Here is a 15,602-nt window from a genome sequence, read left to right as displayed (position 1 = left end):
GGACATGGAGGATATGCGTGGCGCTGAGCCCGACGAACAATGCGGCCCTGATGCAGGAAGTGGACGATGCCGTCCGCAAGGATCGGCTCGACAATATATGGCAGCGGTTCGGGCGCTGGATCGTCGTGGGTGTGATCGCGGCGCTGCTCGCCTTTGGCGGCTATCTCTATTGGGGCCATCGGCAGGAGGAAGCGCGCGGCGAGAACGCCGAGCTTCTGCTGGGTGCTTTCGACAAGGCGAAGGCCGGGCAGCCGACCGCGGCGACCACCGATCTGACTAAGCTGGAAGCCGACGGCGGCGATGCCTATCGCGCCGCGGCGCTGTTCCAGCAGGCGAATATGAAGGCCGAGCGCGGCGATACGAAAGCCGCCGCGGCGCTGATGGCGAAGGCGGCCGCCGACACCAAACTCGACCAGTCGCTGCGTGACTTGGCACTGTTGCGCCAGACCGCGTTCGAGTTCGACACGCTGAAGCCCGAGGTGGTGATCGCGCGGATGAAGCCGCTGGTCGATGCCAAGGACCCGCCGTCGAGCTTCTTTTCGAGCGCCGCCGAGCTGAGCGCGATCGCGCATTACCAACTCGGCCAGTATAAGGAGGCGGGTGCGCTGTACGGCCGCATCACCGACGCCCCCAATCTGCCCAAGTCGCTGCAGTCGCGGTCGGTGCAGATGGCGGGCATGTTGGGCGTCGACACCGTCAAGGATCGCGCGGCCGAAAGCGCCGCCAAGGACAAGCAAGCCGGGGTCGCGCCTAAGGCGGCCACCGCCGCTGCAGCTGAGGAAAAGAAATAATGCGTAATGCGAAATTTGCCGGCGCGGCGCTGATGGCCCTGTCGCTCGCCGGTTGCGGCGTCTTCAAGGGCGACGGCGGGCCGAAGACTCCGACGGTCGGCGAACGCGTGTCGATCCTGTCGAACGACAACAGCGTCAAGGTCGATTCAGCAACGGCATCCGTCGCGGTCGTGCTGCCCGAACCCGCGGTCAACGCGAACTGGGCGCAGTCGGGCGGCAATGCGTCGAAGTCGATGGGCCACCCTGCGCTCGGCGCGTCGCGCAGCCAGATCTGGTCGGCGAGCATCGCGGGCGGCAACAACAAGCAGCGCCTCGCCTCGGCGCCCGTCGTGTCGGACAACCGCCTGTTCGCGGTCGGCACCGACGCCGTCGTCTATGCCTTTTCGGCCGACACCGGATCGGCGCTGTGGCGCGTGCCGATCGGCAGCGAAGGCAAGGATTTCAAGGATTCGCTGTTCGGCGGCGGCGCGTCGGTCGACGGCAATGTCGTCTATGCGACCAGCGGCGTCGGCGACGTCGCGGCGCTCAATGCCGCCGACGGTTCGGTGCTGTGGAAGGTCAAGCCCGCGGGCCCGCTGCGCGGCGCGCCGACGATTGCCTTCGGCGGGGTCTATGTGATCAGCCAGGATAATCAGATCATCGCGCTCAACGCCGCCGACGGCGCGGTGCTGTGGCAGGCGACCGCGTCGCTCGAGGCCGGCAGCATCTTCGGCGCGGGTTCGCCCGCCGCCGGGCAGGGCACGATCGTCGCGGGCTATTCGTCGGGCGAGGTCCAGGCCTATCGTTACGAGAACGGCCGCGACCTGTGGGAAGACGCGCTGGCGCGCACCTCGATGGCGCTGTCGGTGTCGACGCTCTCCGACGTCGACGCCGATCCGGTGATCGACCGCGGCCGGGTCTTCGCGCTGGGGCAGGGCGGGCGCATGGCGAGCTACGAGCTCGTCACCGGCCAGCGCACGTGGGAAATCTCGATCGCCGGTATCTCGACGCCCTATGTCGTCGGCGAGTGGGTCTATGCGATGACCGACGACGCCAAATTGCTGTGCGTCGCGCGCGCGACGGGCAAGGTGCGCTGGCTGCAGCAGCTGTCGCGCTTCCGCGTCGAGACCGAGAAGAAGAAGAAGGACCCGATCCGCTGGACCGGCCCGATCCTGGCCGGCGGCCGGCTGATCGCGGTGAACAGCGAGGGCCAGCTGGTCGAATTTTCGCCGACCGACGGATCGACGCTGGCGACGACCGACTTCGACACGCCGCTGTCGCAGCCGCCGATCGTCGCAAACAATGTCCTCTATATTCTGGCGGACGACGGGCGCATCACCGCCTGGCGCTGAGCGGAACTTAGATACCCGCTCCGTTCGTCCTGAGGAGGGGCTGAGCGAAGTCGAAGACCCGTCTCGAAGGACCTAGGCGCCGCGCCAGGTCCTTCGAGACGCCATTTCGACAAGTTCAATGGCTCCTCAGGACAAACGGCTATATGGGAACTGGCTGAGCCCCGACCGTGTCGGTTGGGCCATGGATAGGAAATGCAGATGGCGCGATCCGCGACGATCGCCATTGTCGGCCGGCCCAATGTCGGCAAATCGACGCTGTTCAACCGGCTGGTCGGCAAGCGCCTGGCGCTGGTCGACGACCAGCCTGGGGTGACGCGCGACCGGCGCGAGGGCGACGGCGAGCTGCTGGGCCTGAAATTCACGATCGTCGATACCGCGGGTTTCGAGGATGACGATGCCGCGACGCTGCCCGGGCGGATGCGCGTGCAGACCGAAAAAGCGGTGCGCGGGGCCGATGCTGCGCTGTTCATGATCGACGGCCGCGCGGGGGTAACCCCGCTCGACGAGGAAATCGCGCGCTGGCTGCGCAGCGAGGACACGCCGATCATCCTGCTGGTCAACAAGGCCGAGGGCAAGCAGGGCGAGAATGGCCTGATGGAAAGCTATTCGCTGGGCTTCGACAATCCGGTCGCACTCAGCGCCGAGCATGGCGAGGGCGTCGTCGACCTGTTCGATGCGCTGCGTCCGATCGTCGAGGGCTTCGACGCGGAGGTCGAGGCGGCTGCACCGCCGGCGCTCGAAGGCGAAGAAGATGAGGACGCGCCGCTCGGCCCGATGAAGCTCGCGATCGTCGGGCGGCCGAACGCGGGCAAATCGACTTTGATCAACCGCATGATCGGCGAAGACCGGCTGATCACCGGACCCGAGGCGGGGATCACGCGCGATTCGATCCGCGTCGATTGGCAATGGGAAGACGACGGCGAGATCCACGAAATCCAGCTGTTCGACACCGCGGGCATGCGCAAGCGCGCCAAGGTGGTCGACAAGCTGGAAAAGCTGTCGGTGATGGACGCGCTCCACGCGGTCGATTTCGCCGAGGTCGTGGTGCTGTTGCTCGACGCCACCAAGGGGCTGGAGGCGCAGGATCTGCGCATCGCCGACAGGGTGCTGCAGGAAGGGCGCGCGCTCATCGTCGCGCTCAACAAATGGGACGTCGCCGAGGACCCTTCGTCGCTGTACAACGGCGTGCGGGGTGCGCTCGACGACGGACTGAGCCAGGTCAAGGGCGTGCCGGTGCTCACCATCTCGGGCGCGACGGGCAAGGGAATCGACACGTTGGTGCGCGTCGCTTTCGAACAGCGCCAAATCTGGACCAACCGCGTCTCGACCGCAAAGCTCAACCGCTGGTTCGAGGCGGCGGTCGACGCCAATCCGCCGCCTGCACCCGGCGGCAAGCGCATCAAGCTGCGCTATATCACCCAGGCGCGGACGCGGCCGCCGACCTTCGTCGTCTTCGGCACACGCACCGACGCGCTGCCCGGCAGCTATGAGCGCTATCTGGTCAATGGCATGCGCAAGGAACTGGGCTTTCAGGGCGTACCGGTGCGATTGAATTTCCGCAATTCGCGCAATCCGTATGACGAGTGACGCGGGAAGCGTCGCAACCGTCGACACGCGCGGCATGCGCTGCCCTTGGCCCGCGCTGCGGCTGGCGCGCGCGATGCGTAGCGATGCCGCGGTGATCCTGCTCGCCGACGACCCGCAGGCGGGGCGCGAGATCGCGGCACTGGCGGCCGAACAGGGGTGGTCGCTGGCGGTCGAAACGGAAGAGCGCTGGCTGGTCCGCCGCAGCTGACCCAAAACGGGCCGCATTCGCTTGGCGGGGCCGAATCGTAACGGCTTTTTTACCGGGTTCGCGGCATGACGGGCGCGGGACCAAGCCGACTTCAACGCCAAGGGACAGAAGAGTGGACGATATCCTGGTCGATTGGGATGAATTCCGCGCGACGCGCACCCAGCTCGGGGCCGCCTTCGTGCGGATTCTAGGCTATTTTCGCGAGGACGGCACCAAATCGGTCGCCGCGATCGAGGAAGCCATGCGCGCCCGCGACGCCCGCGGCCTCGTCATGCCCGCGCACACGTTGAAGGGCGAGTCGCGCCAGTTCGGCGCCGAGAAACTCGCCGACCTCGCCGAGGATATCGAAACCTTCGCGCGCCATTGCGTCGAGGCGCAGATCAGCCCCGAGGAATATCTGCCGCGCGTCGTCGAACTGCGCCCGCTGTTCGAAAAGACGCTGGAGCAGCTGGAGCGCGAGGCGAACCCGCTGGTCCAGCGGCGTCCCGCAGGCTTCGGGCGCGCCGTCGGTTATTAGGATTTACGCATCGGTTGCAGGCTAAGGCGCGACAGGCTGCGCCACAGCCATTCGAGCGGGCCATAATGAAAGCGCGCGAGCCACGGTTTCGACCAGAGCAGCATCGCGGCCCACATGCCAAAGCAGAAGAGGTAGAGCGGCGCGCGGCCGACGCTGCCGAACAGGCCGAGTCCATAGCCGTAGAAGATCGTGGTCATGACGATCGAGGTGATAAGGTAATTGGTGAAGGCCATGCGCCCCGTCGCGGCGAGGCGGGCGCGCACGGAAGGGCTGGCGCGCGTCTGGATCAGCAGCATGATCAGCGCTGCCCAGCCGACCGCCATCAATATGTCGAAGGGGAGCGAGAAGACGAGGCTGGTCGAAAAGACCGTCATCGTCGCAAAGCCCGTTTCGATGCTGTGCCACGCCATCCATGCGAGCACTGGCGCCGCGATCGCGAAGCAGATGCCCGCCCATTTGGCGTAGCGCGCGGCGCTCCATTCGCCGGTCAGCATGCGCGACTTGTAGAGCGCCATGCCGATCAGCATCAGCGCCATCGTCTCCCACGAAAAGAGCATGACCTGGATCAGCGGTTCGATCGCGGCTTCGCCCAGACGCATGCCCGCGATCTGGGCATAGCTGCCGAGGAAATGGGCGACGTCCTGGGCATAGGTCGGCGAGTTCGGGCCCATCATCGCGTTGAACTGGTCCATCTGCTCGTGCATCGCCGCGGCATCGGCGGCGGGCAGATGGCCCGCCTCGAGCGCGGCGAAGGAAATCCAGGTCGAGCCGAGGAGCGCGAGCGAGACGAGCAGGAACACGCCCGCCCAAATCAGCAGCGCGCGGATCGAGAGGTTCCGGAACAGGAAGAGCAGCAGCCCGCACACCGCGTAGAGCGAGAGGATATCGCCGAACCAGATGAAATAATAATGGGCGAGGCCGAAGAGCAGCAGCCAGAGCATGCGCATATAATGACTGCCCGCGGCGCTGCGCCCGCCCGCGGTCGCGTTTTCGATGACGAGCAATGTGCTCGCGCCGAACAGGATCGAGAAGAGCCCGCGCATCTTCGAATCGACGAAGACGAAGTTGAACGCCCAGGTCGCGAGGTCGCTGCCGCTCGGCGGGCCGCCCGCGGCGGGATTGAAATAGGCGCTCATCGGCAGCGCGAAGGCGACGATGTTCATCGCCAAAATGCCCATCACCGCGACGCCGCGGATCGCGTCGAGGCTTTCATAGCGTGTCGCCGCACTGCCGTTCGTCATGCGCGTTCCCCCTCCGGACCGGGGCGTAGAGCTATCGTTCCGCCCGTGCAGCGTCGAGCGGTTTCTTTGCGGCGCCGGGCCTCCGTTCATCAACTATTGACATCTATGTCAGTAGTGCTAGATAGCCATCAGCAAAGATTCGATACGAGGCTTCCTCCATGACCCCGACGATCCCGTCCCTCTTCTCCCACCCCGACCGCCAGCCGGCTAAGTTCCGTCCGTTGAAGGCGTTCCAGCACTTCCGCAACCTCATCAAGGACAAGGAAGACACCGAGCAGGTCTTCCACATCTTCGAGAATCTGCCGCGCAAGGGCTTCATGGACGACGCGCGCGCCTTCGTAGAAAGCGACAAGGGGCGGCGGCTGATGGCGAGCGAGCCCTATCTCCCGGACCTGCTCGATGATCACAGCTGGATCGACGAACTGCCCGAAGGCACGGTCGGCCACGCCTATGTCACCTTCATGCGCCGCGAGGGGTTGTCGGCCGCGGGGCTCGTCGCCGAGGCGGACAAGATGGGCCGCCCGAAGTTCGACGACCAGATCCAATGGTATGCCAATCGCCTGCGCGACACGCACGACCTGTTCCATATCCTGACCGGCTATGGCCGCGATGCGCTCGGCGAGCAGTGCGTCCTCGGCTTCACCTATGGCCAGACGGGCAATTACGGCAATTTCTTCATCGCCTACGCCGGTGGTTATGAGCTGAAGCGCCGCGTCAAGGGCAACGCGCCGGTGATGGGCGCGATCCGCCAGGGCCAGCGCCACGGCAAGGCGTCGCAGGCGATCATCGAACAGGACATTCGCGCATTGCTCGCCGAGCCGCTCGACGCCGCGCGCGCGCGCCTCGGCATCGGCGAGCCGACGCTCTACAAGGAAGCGCACCGGGCGTATCGCAGCCGCGGCATCGATCCGTATAATTTCCTTGCGTCGCAGGCCGCGGCGGCTTGAGTTGAATGCTCCCCGGCGAAAGCCGGGGTCCAGCTTTGCACCTTCATGGGTCCCAGCTTTCGCCGGGGTTCTTTTGATTCAGCGCAGTTCTTTGCGGATCATCAGCTTGAGGCCGGACCACACGGCGTCGATCGCGCAGACCTTCACGTCGACCCAGCCCATCGGCAGGCAGATGGCGCGTATGACATCTTCTGTGATGTCGGTCGGAACTTTCGACGCCTTTTTGGGCCAGCTGACCCAGACGAAACCCCCGGGATCGATCAGCGTACGTAGGTCGGTCAGCAGGCGAGTGAGTTCGGCGCGCTCGGTGGTGAAGATATGCGCGGCTTGCAATCCCGCTTCGGGCGCCTCGCGTTCGTCGAGCGCTACCTCGCCGATCTCCTCACGCACGCTGGCCGGCATTGCGTGGAACCACGCGGTCATCCCGTCCTTCAGCGACAATTTTTTCGCCAGCGGCGTGCCCGAGTAGCCCGTGGTCACAGCCGGGCGATCAGCGCCTGCGCGGCGGCGGGGTTGCGGACCTTGGCGCCCGAGATGAAGAAGAGGAAGACGTCGCGGTCCCCCTTGGCCCAGTCCATGGCCTGCTTCGCCCAGCTATCGAGCGCCTTGGCGTCGTAGCCCGTCTCGACATCCTCCTGGCTCCGCTGAAGCCGGGCGTAGGTGAAGTCGGCGGTCTGTTCTTCGATGCAGGGGAATTCGTCGCTGTCGGCGTAAACGACCGCCATGTTGCGTTCGCGGAGCATGGCGATGAAGGCCGGGTCGCGGAAGCTTTCATGGCGCACTTCGATCGCGTGGCGGAGCGGGACGCCGTCCTGGCTGTCGGGCAGCAGGTCGAGGAAACCCGCAAAATCGTCGGCGTCGAACTTCTTGGTTGCCATGAACTGCCAGTGGATCGGGCCGAGCCGGTCGCCGAGCCGGGTCAGACCCTGCGTCAGGAATTTCTCGATCGACGCGGCGCCGTCCTTCAGCACCTTTCGGTTGGTGGTGAAGCGCGAGGCCTTGACGCTGAACTTGAAGCCGTCGGGCACGGCGGCGGCCCAGCCCGCGAAGGTCTCGGGTTTCTGGCTGCTGTAATAGGTGCCGTTGATCTCGATCCCGGTCAGATGCTGGCCGGCATATTCGAGCTCGCGCTTTTGCGGATGCTTGTCGGGGTAGAAGGTGCCGCGCCAGGGTTCGAAGGTCCAGCCGCCGATGCCGATGTGGATGCTCATCAAGCCAATACCTCCGTCATCCCGGCGAAGGCCGGGATCTCATCGTAGCGTTTTGCCGCACCGGCGAGATCCCGGCCTTCGCCGGGATGACGGTGGGGAAATTAGGCCAGCGCCGCGTCGGCGCCCATCAGGTTCGGGAAAAAGCCCTCATGCGCTTCGCGCAGTTCGGCGAGCGTCACCTGATGGTCGCTTTCGGGGAGTTCGAAGACGATGCGGTCCTTGATCGTGCGGCCGACCGGATCGACCGGCACGTCGGCGCGGCCAGCGGCGTCGAGGAAGTCGGCGAGGCAGGTGTCGCAGACGGTGACGAGGTACAGGCCCTGGTCCTCGCCGAAGAAGCTTTCGGCGATGCTGAAGGGCTGTTCTTCGCTGACCAGCACGCCGATGTTCGACTTCAGGGCCATTTCGGCGAGCGCGACTGCGATACCGCCGTCGGACACGTCGTGGCACGCGGTGATCCAGCCCGCGTTGATCGCGGTGCGGATGAAGTCGCCGGTGCGCTTTTCGCAGCGCAGGTTCACCGGCGGCGGCGGGCCTTCCTCGCGGCCGTGGATTTCGCGCAGCCACACCGACTGGCCGAGATGCCCGGCGCGTTCGCCCACGGCCATCACGATGTCGCCGGTGCGCTTGAAACCGATGCCGACGGCGCGGTTCAGATCCTCGATCACGCCGACGCCGCCGATTGCGGGGGTCGGCAGAATCGCACTGCCGCCGCCAGTCGCCTTGCTCTCGTTGTAAAGGCTGACGTTGCCCGATACGATCGGATAGTCGAGCGCGCGGCACGCCTGTGCCATGCCGTCGAGGCAGCCGGTGATCTGGCCCATGATCTCGGGGCGCTGCGGGTTGGCGAAATTGAGGCAGTTGGTGATCGCCAAGGGTGTGGCGCCGACCGCAGTGATGTTGCGCCAGGTTTCGGCGACCGCCTGCTTGCCGCCCTCGACGGGGTCGGCGTAGCAATAGCGCGGGGTGCAGTCGGTCGACATCGCGAGCGCGCGGTTGGTGCCGTGGATACGCACGAGCGCGGCGTCGCCGCCGGTCTGCACCGTGTCGGCACCGACCTGGCTGTCGTACTGCTCCCAGATCCAGCGGCGCGAGGCGATGTCGGGGGTGCCCATGAGCGTCTTGAGGTCGGCGGCGACGTCCTTTGTCTCCGGGACGTTCGTCAATTCGGGCTGCTTCGGCGTCGGCACGTGCGGGCGGTCGTAGAGCGGCGCGTCGTCGGCGAGCGGGGCGAGCGGGATGTCGCAGACGATCTCGCCATGATGCTCGAGCACCATGCGGCCGGTGTCGGTGACGGTGCCGATGACCGCGAAGTCGAGTTCCCATTTGTGGAAGATCGCCTTGGCAAACTCTTCCTTGCCGGGCTTCAGGACCATCAGCATGCGTTCCTGCGATTCGGACAGCATCATCTCATAGGCCGTCATGCCGGTTTCGCGCTGCGGCACGTCGTCCATCTTGAGGTGGAGGCCGACGCCGCCCTTCGACGCCATTTCGACCGAGGAGGAGGTGAGGCCCGCCGCGCCCATGTCCTGGATCGCGACGATCGCGTCCGATGCCATCAGCTCGAGGCACGCCTCGATCAGCAATTTTTCGGTGAAGGGGTCGCCGACCTGCACCGTCGGGCGCTTTTCCTCGGCATCCTCGCCGAAATCCGCGCTCGCCATCGTCGCGCCGTGGATGCCGTCGCGGCCGGTCTTCGAGCCGACATAGACGATCGGATTGCCGACGCCGCTGGCGGCCGAATAGAAGATCTTGTCCTGTTCGGCGACGCCGACGGTCATCGCGTTGACCAGGATATTGCCGTCATAGGCCTTGTGGAAATTGACCTCGCCGCCGACGGTGGGGACGCCGACGCAATTGCCGTAACCGCCAATGCCGTGGACGACGCCCGAGATGAGGTGCTTCATCTTCGGATGGTCGGGGCGGCCGAAGCGCAGCGCGTTGAGGTTCGCGACCGGGCGCGCGCCCATGGTGAAGACGTCGCGCAAAATGCCGCCGACGCCGGTCGCCGCGCCCTGATAGGGTTCGATGTACGACGGGTGGTTGTGGCTCTCCATCTTGAAGATCGCGGCGAGCTTCTTGCCGTCCGGCCCTTCGCCGATGTCGATGACGCCGGCATTCTCGCCGGGGCCGCAGATCACCCAGGGCGCTTCGGTTGGCAGTTTCTTCAAATGGATGCGCGAGCTCTTGTAGCTGCAATGCTCGGACCACATGACCGAGAAGATGCCGAGTTCGACCAGGTTCGGCTCGCGCCCGAGCGCGTGAAGGACGCGCTCATATTCTTCCGGCGAGAGGCCGTGTTCGGCGACGATCTCGGGGGTGATGACGGAGGCGGGCGCGGTTGCGGTCTGAGTCATGGCGCGCCTTTAGCGACACAGGCGCAAAACGAACAGACCCCATCGCGCATTTCGCGCCATGGGGTCTGCGGTCGGAGATGGATCAGCGCGCGGCGAGGACGGTGACCGAGGCCTTCAGCGGCTCGACTTCCTTGAGCGAAAATTCGACCTGCTGCGAACCGACGGTGCCGCGGACCTTGTGGGTGCCGACGCGGAGCGAGAAGCGCTTGCCGGTCGCCTCGTCGACGCCGTCGATCACGCGGCGCTCGCCGACGGTCTTGATCGTATAGCTGTAGATGCGGCCCTCATGCTCGAAGCGGCGGACCTCTTCGGCATGCGCCGCCGCGGGGACGAGTGCGAACAGGGTCAGCATGGGGAGGATGATTTTTTTCATGATGCAAGTCCTTGTCTGGATGAACAAAACTTGCCTTTACGCCCCTCTCTTCTTGTGCAGTGCAGCATGACGGGGCCGCAGAGTCGCGGCAATTGCAAAGAATGGAATCGCGATTGCGCGGCGCAGCGAGGGGTCAGGCGGTGCGGGGAAGCAGCGCGAGCACCAGCCAGGCCGAGGCGCCCGCCGCGAGGCCGGTCGCGGCGGTTCCCCAGGCGATGTCGGCAAGGGTGACCTTCAGCGACCAGGTCTTCATCGTCGCATGGTTGGTGAGGTCGTAGGTCATGTAGCAGAAGAAGCCGAACAGCGCGCCGTAGAGCGCCGCGACCTGCCAGCGGCCGGCGTCGAGCGCGGGGGCGACGGCGAAAATCTGGATGCCGAGCATGTAGAGCGCGTAGAAGACCAGCGCCGGGGCGGGGCGCCAGCCGTCCATCAGCAACTCGCCGATTTCGGGGCGGTAGAGCTTGGGGCCTACCTTGGTCAGCCAGACCGCGTCGAGCAGGCCGAAGATCAGCGCGGTGGAAAAATAGGCGGCAAGATATTGCGGGATCATGTGCGGGCTCCGGCGAGTTTGCGGTTGGCCCCGGCCCACGCGGCGGTGGCGGCGAGCAGGGTGTAGGCGACGAGCATCGTGGCGGGGATGACGAGCGAATAGGCCGCTTCCTTCGGCCCGAACCAGTCGACGCCTTGCGCGAAGGCGAGCAGCGCGGCGAGGGTCCAGAGGCGCCTGTTGCCGGTGGGGGCCTCTGTGCGGCGCGCATAATAGAGAAGCGCGGCGCCGATGAAGGCGAGCTCGAACGGAATGGCGATCGCGGGATGGTTCCACAGGCCGAGCCCCAGCTTGGGCGGTGCGCCGAAGAGGGTGAGGTCGGGGATGTGGACGAGGAGGTCGACAAACCAGTGCGACAGCACAACGAGCGCCGCGCCGATGGCGGCAGCGCGGCGCTTCGTCGCGGCGAGCACGAGTCCGCCGAAGGCCGCGGCCCATAAAATGCTGCCGAGCAGGCTGTGCGTATAGGGCATATGATGGAGGTCCATCGGGTTCATCGCGGTGATGCCGGGCTCAATCCGCATCGCTTCGATCCCCGGGACCAGCAGCGCGGCGAAGCCGATGTCGACGAGCTGCGCCGCGACGAACAGCGTCCCGAGGCCCGCGGCTTTCGGCCGGGCGGCGGCGACCAGCGCCGGGGCGAAATGGCCGATGAACATGGGGCGAGCCTAGGGCCATGTTCGACCGCGTCAAGCTCGACCGCACTTGACCACCGGGGGGCGAAGGGGCCAAAGCAGGCGCCATGACGGACACCCCCGATAGCCCCGCCGCCCCCGCCATTTCCGCGCTGTCGTTCGAAGCCGCGATGAGCGAGCTCGAGACGATCGTACGGCGGCTGGAAAGCGGCGACGTCAGCCTCGAGGAATCGGTCGCGCTCTACGAACGCGGCCATGCGCTGCGCGGGCATTGCGAGGCGCGGCTCGCCGCGGCGCAGGCGCGCATCGAGCAGGTGAGCCTGGGCGCCGACGGCCGCGCGGCGGGCACCGCGCCGTTCGGCGAAGGCTGACCCGGTGGCGGTCGCGGAGGGGGAGATCGATAGCGGCACGGACCTGGTCCACGCGGCGCAGGCCGATGTGGTCGACGCGATCGACCGGTTGTTCGACCAGTTGCTGCCCGTCCCCGACGACCCGCGCGGGCGGCTTTACGAGGCGATGCGCCACGCCGCGATCGGCGGCGGCAAGAGGCTGCGGCCCTTGCTCGTCCGCGCGGCGGGCGACCTCTATCATGTCGACCGTGCGCCCAGCCTGCGCGTCGGCGCGGCGGTCGAGGCGATGCATGTCTATTCGCTGATCCACGACGATCTTCCCTGCATGGACGACGACGATCTTCGCCGCGGCAAGCCGACGGTGCACAAGGCTTTCGACGAGGCGACCGCGGTGCTCGCGGGCGATTCGCTGCATGCGCTGGCGTTCGAATGGCTCGTCGATCCCGCGACTCACGCCGACCCCTTCGTGCGCAACGAACTGATCCGCGAACTCGCCCACGCGGCGGGCCCCACGGGCATGGCCGGCGGGCAGATGATGGACCTCGCCGCCGAGACCGCGCAGTTCGACCTGCCGACGGTGACGCGGCTGCAGCAGCTCAAGACCGGCGCGCTGATCGCCTTTTCGGTCGAGGCGGGCGCGATCCTCGCGCGCATCCCGGCCGAGGCGCGCACGCCCTTGCGCGGTTATGCGCGCGATATCGGGCTGGCCTTCCAGATCGCCGACGACATCATGGACGTCGAGGGCGACGAGGCGCTCGCGGGCAAGGCGCTGCACAAGGACGAAGCCGCGGGCAAGGCGACCTTCGTCACCTTGATGGGCCTCGACCGTGCGCGCGACCAGGCGCACATGCTCGTCGAGCAGGCGGTCCAGCACCTCGCGGGCTTCGGCGAGGAGGCGGCGCTGCTGCGTGCGATCGCGCGCTATATCGTGGAAAGGGATCGCTGATGCGGGTGGGGGTTTATCCGGGGACGTTCGACCCGATCACGCTGGGGCATATGGACATCATCACCCGCGGCGCGAAGCTGGTCGACAAGCTGATCATCGGGGTCACCACCAATATCGCCAAATCGCCGCTCTTCAACGACGACGAGCGCATCGCGATGGTCAAGGCCGAGGTTGCCGGCATCGACGGCGACATCGAGGTCGTCGGTTTCAACTCGCTGCTGATGGATTTCGCCGATGCGCAGCGCGCTTCGGTGGTGGTGCGCGGCATCCGCGGGGTCACCGACTTCGAATATGAATATCAGCTCACTGGCATGAACCGCCAGCTCAACGACCGCGTCGAAACGGTGTTCCTGATGGCCGACGTCAACCTGCAGCCGATCGCCTCGCGGCTGGTCAAGGAAATCGCGATCTTCGGCGGCGACATCCACAAATTCGTGACGCCTGCGGTGAAAGACGCCGTGGTATCGCGCATCGCCGAGCGGGGCTTGCGCCAAGGGATGGCCTGATCCCAATCATTGAGCGTTCAGCTTTTTCCCGCTAGGGCGCGCCAAGACGGGGCGCACATTGCAGTTTTTTACAAAGGCCGATCCAGCATGAATTCTTCCTTCCGCCCCCTGATCCTGACGGCGATGGCGTTCGGCCTTGCGGCTTCGGCCGTCGCGCAGGAAGCGCCGCCCGCGCCGATGCCCGACGGCAGCGCGCCGCCGGCCGAGACGCCTGCCGAGACGCCGCCCCCCGAAACGCCCGTGACGCCGCCCGCCCAGACCCCGGCGCCGGCCGCCGATGCGACGGCTGCGACCGCGGCTCCCGCGGTGCCGTCGATGACGCCCGACCAATATATCGGCGTCCCCGAATATATGCTCAACATCGACCTTTCCACCGGCGGCCGGGTGGTGATCCAGCTCTATCCCAATGTCGCGCCGGTCCATGTCGAGCGCGTCAAGCAGCTCGCGCGCGCGGGTTTCTATGACGGGGTCAAGTTCCACCGCGTGATCGACGGCTTCATGGCGCAGACGGGCGATCCGACCGCGACGGGGCAGGGCGGCTCGCAGCTCCCCGACCTCAAGGCCGAATTCAATCCCTCGCCGCACCTGCGCGGCACGGTGTCGATGGCGCGCGCAGAGAGCGAGGACAGCGCGAACAGCCAGTTCTTCATCATGCTCCAGCCGCGCTTCAGCCTCGACCGTCGCTATACCGCCTTCGGCCGCGTCGTGTCGGGCATGCAATATGTCGACGCGATCCAGAAGGGCGAACCGCCCGCGGTGATGTCGCGCATGGTCCAGGTGTCGGTCGCCGCCGACAACAAGCCGATGCCGCCGCTGTCGGCGCTGACCGAGACGCAGCCGGCGCCGGCCGAGATCACCGCCGACCAGCTCAACGCGCCGATCCAGTAAGGAGAGGCGCGCGATGCGCGTCGACGCCTTCGATTTCGACCTGCCCAGCGAGCGCATCGCGCTCCGCCCCGCGCGCCCGCGCGACGCGGCGCGGATGCTCGTGGTCGAGGGCGGGGCGATGTCCGATAGGGGCGTGCGCGACCTGCCGGGCCTGTTGCGCGCGGGCGACTGCCTGGTGTTCAACGACACGCGGGTGATCCCGGCGCAGCTCGAAGGCCGTCGGGGGGACGCCAAAATCGGCGCGACCCTCCACAAGCGCATCGACCTCCGCCGCTGGCAGGCCTTCGTGCGCAACGCGAAACGGCTGCGCGTCGGCGAAACCGTCGATTTCGGCGCGGGGGTGGAGGCGGTCGCCGAGGAAAGGCTCGCCGACGGCAGCTTCATCCTCGCCTTCGCGGGCGACGAGCCGGTCGAGGTGCTGCTCGAACGCGCGGGCACGATGCCGCTCCCTCCTTATATTGCGGGCAAGCGCCCGACCGATGCCGAGGATCGCAGCGACTATCAGACGATGTTCGCCAAGGAGGACGGCGCGGTCGCCGCGCCGACCGCGGCGCTGCACTTCACGCCGGAGCTGCTCGCCGCGCTCGACGCCGCGGGGGTGCAGCGCGAAACGCTGACCTTGCACGTCGGCGCGGGGACCTTCCTGCCGGTCAAGGCCGACGACACCGACGACCATGTCATGCATGCCGAATGGGGGCGGATCGAGCCCGACACCGCGGCGCGGCTCAACGCCGTGCGTGCTGCGGGCGGGCGGCTGATCGCGGTGGGCACGACGAGCCTCCGCCTGCTCGAAAGCGCGGCGGGCGAGGACGGCCAGATCGCACCCTTCGCCGGCGACACGTCGATCTTCATCACCCCCGGCTATCGCTTCAAGGCGATCGACGGGCTGATGACCAATTTCCATTTGCCCAAGTCGACGCTGTTCATGCTGGTTAGCGCGTTGATGGGCTTGGCGACGATGCAGGCGGCGTACGCGCATGCAGTCGAAAGTGAGTATCGCTTCTACAGCTATGGCGATTCGAGCCTGCTGCTGCCGGGCTGAACCCAATCCTTAGTCATTTACCGATTTTCAAGGCCTTGCCTGCTAAATGGTCCATATTGGTGGGGACCAGTATGACGATGCATCATGCATAGGCCGGCGCTGCGCCCGGAGGACCAGGGGAATAA

At 66.4% G+C, this 15,602-nt stretch carries 18 protein-coding genes; 11 read left to right on the top strand and 7 right to left on the bottom strand.

Annotated features, from left to right (window positions below):
• The first annotated feature begins 17 nt into the window (after nucleotides 1-17).
• The 5 genes from BWQ93_RS11085 (at nucleotide 18) to BWQ93_RS11065 (ending at nucleotide 4,434) form a co-directional block, all read left to right on the top strand.
• The gene (locus tag BWQ93_RS11085; protein ID WP_077030601.1) at nucleotides 18-791 is read left to right on the top strand and encodes a tetratricopeptide repeat protein; all 774 of its coding nucleotides are present in this window, start codon (nucleotides 18-20) and stop codon (nucleotides 789-791) included.
• Nucleotides 791-2,122: an outer membrane protein assembly factor BamB family protein gene (locus BWQ93_RS11080; RefSeq protein ID WP_077030600.1), complete on the top strand. Its 1,332-nt coding sequence runs from the start codon at nucleotides 791-793 to the stop codon at nucleotides 2,120-2,122. The genes BWQ93_RS11085 and BWQ93_RS11080 overlap by 1 nt, the downstream gene beginning before the upstream one ends.
• Nucleotides 2,123-2,320: 198 nt before the next feature.
• A complete protein-coding gene (der, locus tag BWQ93_RS11075; protein WP_077032340.1) occupies nucleotides 2,321-3,709 on the top strand; it encodes a ribosome biogenesis GTPase Der in 1,389 nt (462 codons plus the stop codon).
• Nucleotides 3,699-3,917, top strand: coding sequence for a sulfurtransferase TusA family protein (locus BWQ93_RS11070; protein WP_077030599.1), 219 nt, complete (start codon nucleotides 3,699-3,701; stop codon nucleotides 3,915-3,917). Before der ends, BWQ93_RS11070 begins: the two co-directional genes overlap by 11 nt.
• 112 nt (nucleotides 3,918-4,029) lie before the next feature.
• On the top strand, nucleotides 4,030-4,434 hold the full coding sequence (locus BWQ93_RS11065) for an Hpt domain-containing protein (protein ID WP_077030598.1): 405 nt from the start codon (nucleotides 4,030-4,032) through the stop codon (nucleotides 4,432-4,434).
• On the opposite strand, the gene BWQ93_RS11060 is transcribed toward BWQ93_RS11065, so the two are convergent.
• On the bottom strand, nucleotides 4,431-5,675 hold the full coding sequence (locus BWQ93_RS11060) for a DUF418 domain-containing protein (protein WP_077030597.1): 1,245 nt from the start codon (nucleotides 5,673-5,675) through the stop codon (nucleotides 4,431-4,433). The two genes, BWQ93_RS11065 and BWQ93_RS11060, sit on opposite strands and share 4 nt — an antisense overlap.
• A 158-nt stretch (nucleotides 5,676-5,833) precedes the next feature.
• Between BWQ93_RS11060 and BWQ93_RS11055 the strand changes: the two genes are divergently transcribed.
• The gene (locus BWQ93_RS11055) at nucleotides 5,834-6,622 is read left to right on the top strand and encodes a Coq4 family protein (protein WP_077030596.1); all 789 of its coding nucleotides are present in this window, start codon (nucleotides 5,834-5,836) and stop codon (nucleotides 6,620-6,622) included.
• 78 nt (nucleotides 6,623-6,700) lie between these two features.
• Here the strand turns inward: BWQ93_RS11055 and BWQ93_RS11050 are convergent, their stop codons facing one another.
• The 6 genes from BWQ93_RS11050 to BWQ93_RS11025 form a co-directional block, all read right to left on the bottom strand.
• The gene (locus tag BWQ93_RS11050; protein ID WP_077030595.1) at nucleotides 6,701-7,102 is read right to left on the bottom strand and encodes a hypothetical protein; all 402 of its coding nucleotides are present in this window, start codon (nucleotides 7,100-7,102) and stop codon (nucleotides 6,701-6,703) included.
• Complete coding sequence (locus BWQ93_RS11045) at nucleotides 7,099-7,833, bottom strand: DUF72 domain-containing protein (protein ID WP_077030594.1); 735 nt, start codon at nucleotides 7,831-7,833, stop codon at nucleotides 7,099-7,101. The genes BWQ93_RS11050 and BWQ93_RS11045 overlap by 4 nt, the downstream gene beginning before the upstream one ends.
• A gap of 101 nt (nucleotides 7,834-7,934) precedes the next feature.
• Nucleotides 7,935-10,190 (bottom strand): phosphoribosylformylglycinamidine synthase subunit PurL, encoded by a 2,256-nt coding sequence (gene purL, locus BWQ93_RS11040; protein ID WP_077030593.1) that lies wholly within the window; start codon nucleotides 10,188-10,190, stop codon nucleotides 7,935-7,937.
• Nucleotides 10,191-10,272: 82 nt separating this feature from the next.
• Nucleotides 10,273-10,563: a hypothetical protein gene (locus BWQ93_RS11035; protein ID WP_077030592.1), complete on the bottom strand. Its 291-nt coding sequence runs from the start codon at nucleotides 10,561-10,563 to the stop codon at nucleotides 10,273-10,275.
• Between the two features lie 133 nt (nucleotides 10,564-10,696).
• Complete coding sequence (locus BWQ93_RS11030; RefSeq protein WP_232314593.1) at nucleotides 10,697-11,113, bottom strand: DUF2177 family protein; 417 nt, start codon at nucleotides 11,111-11,113, stop codon at nucleotides 10,697-10,699.
• Nucleotides 11,110-11,769 (bottom strand): hypothetical protein, encoded by a 660-nt coding sequence (locus tag BWQ93_RS11025; protein WP_077030591.1) that lies wholly within the window; start codon nucleotides 11,767-11,769, stop codon nucleotides 11,110-11,112. Before BWQ93_RS11025 ends, BWQ93_RS11030 begins: the two co-directional genes overlap by 4 nt.
• Nucleotides 11,770-11,852: 83 nt before the next feature.
• Here BWQ93_RS11025 and BWQ93_RS11020 point away from each other — a divergent pair, with 83 nt between their 5' ends.
• From BWQ93_RS11020 to queA, 5 genes are all read left to right on the top strand, one after another.
• On the top strand, nucleotides 11,853-12,116 hold the full coding sequence (locus BWQ93_RS11020) for an exodeoxyribonuclease VII small subunit (RefSeq protein WP_077030590.1): 264 nt from the start codon (nucleotides 11,853-11,855) through the stop codon (nucleotides 12,114-12,116).
• A 4-nt stretch (nucleotides 12,117-12,120) separates the two neighbouring features.
• Nucleotides 12,121-13,041, top strand: a complete 921-nt coding sequence (locus tag BWQ93_RS11015; RefSeq protein WP_077030589.1) for a polyprenyl synthetase family protein — start codon at nucleotides 12,121-12,123, stop codon at nucleotides 13,039-13,041.
• A complete protein-coding gene (coaD, locus tag BWQ93_RS11010) occupies nucleotides 13,041-13,547 on the top strand; it encodes a pantetheine-phosphate adenylyltransferase (protein ID WP_077030588.1) in 507 nt (168 codons plus the stop codon). Before BWQ93_RS11015 ends, coaD begins: the two co-directional genes overlap by 1 nt.
• An 87-nt stretch (nucleotides 13,548-13,634) precedes the next feature.
• The gene (locus tag BWQ93_RS11005; RefSeq protein ID WP_232314592.1) at nucleotides 13,635-14,435 is read left to right on the top strand and encodes a peptidylprolyl isomerase; all 801 of its coding nucleotides are present in this window, start codon (nucleotides 13,635-13,637) and stop codon (nucleotides 14,433-14,435) included.
• 13 nt (nucleotides 14,436-14,448) lie between these two features.
• A complete protein-coding gene (gene queA / locus BWQ93_RS11000; protein WP_077030587.1) occupies nucleotides 14,449-15,477 on the top strand; it encodes a tRNA preQ1(34) S-adenosylmethionine ribosyltransferase-isomerase QueA in 1,029 nt (342 codons plus the stop codon).
• Nucleotides 15,478-15,602: the final 125 nt, after the last annotated feature.

Source organism: Sphingopyxis sp. QXT-31 (assembly GCF_001984035.1).
Classification (GTDB): Bacteria; Pseudomonadota; Alphaproteobacteria; order Sphingomonadales; family Sphingomonadaceae; genus Sphingopyxis.
This window is presented reverse-complemented; position numbering and strand designations above follow the sequence as displayed.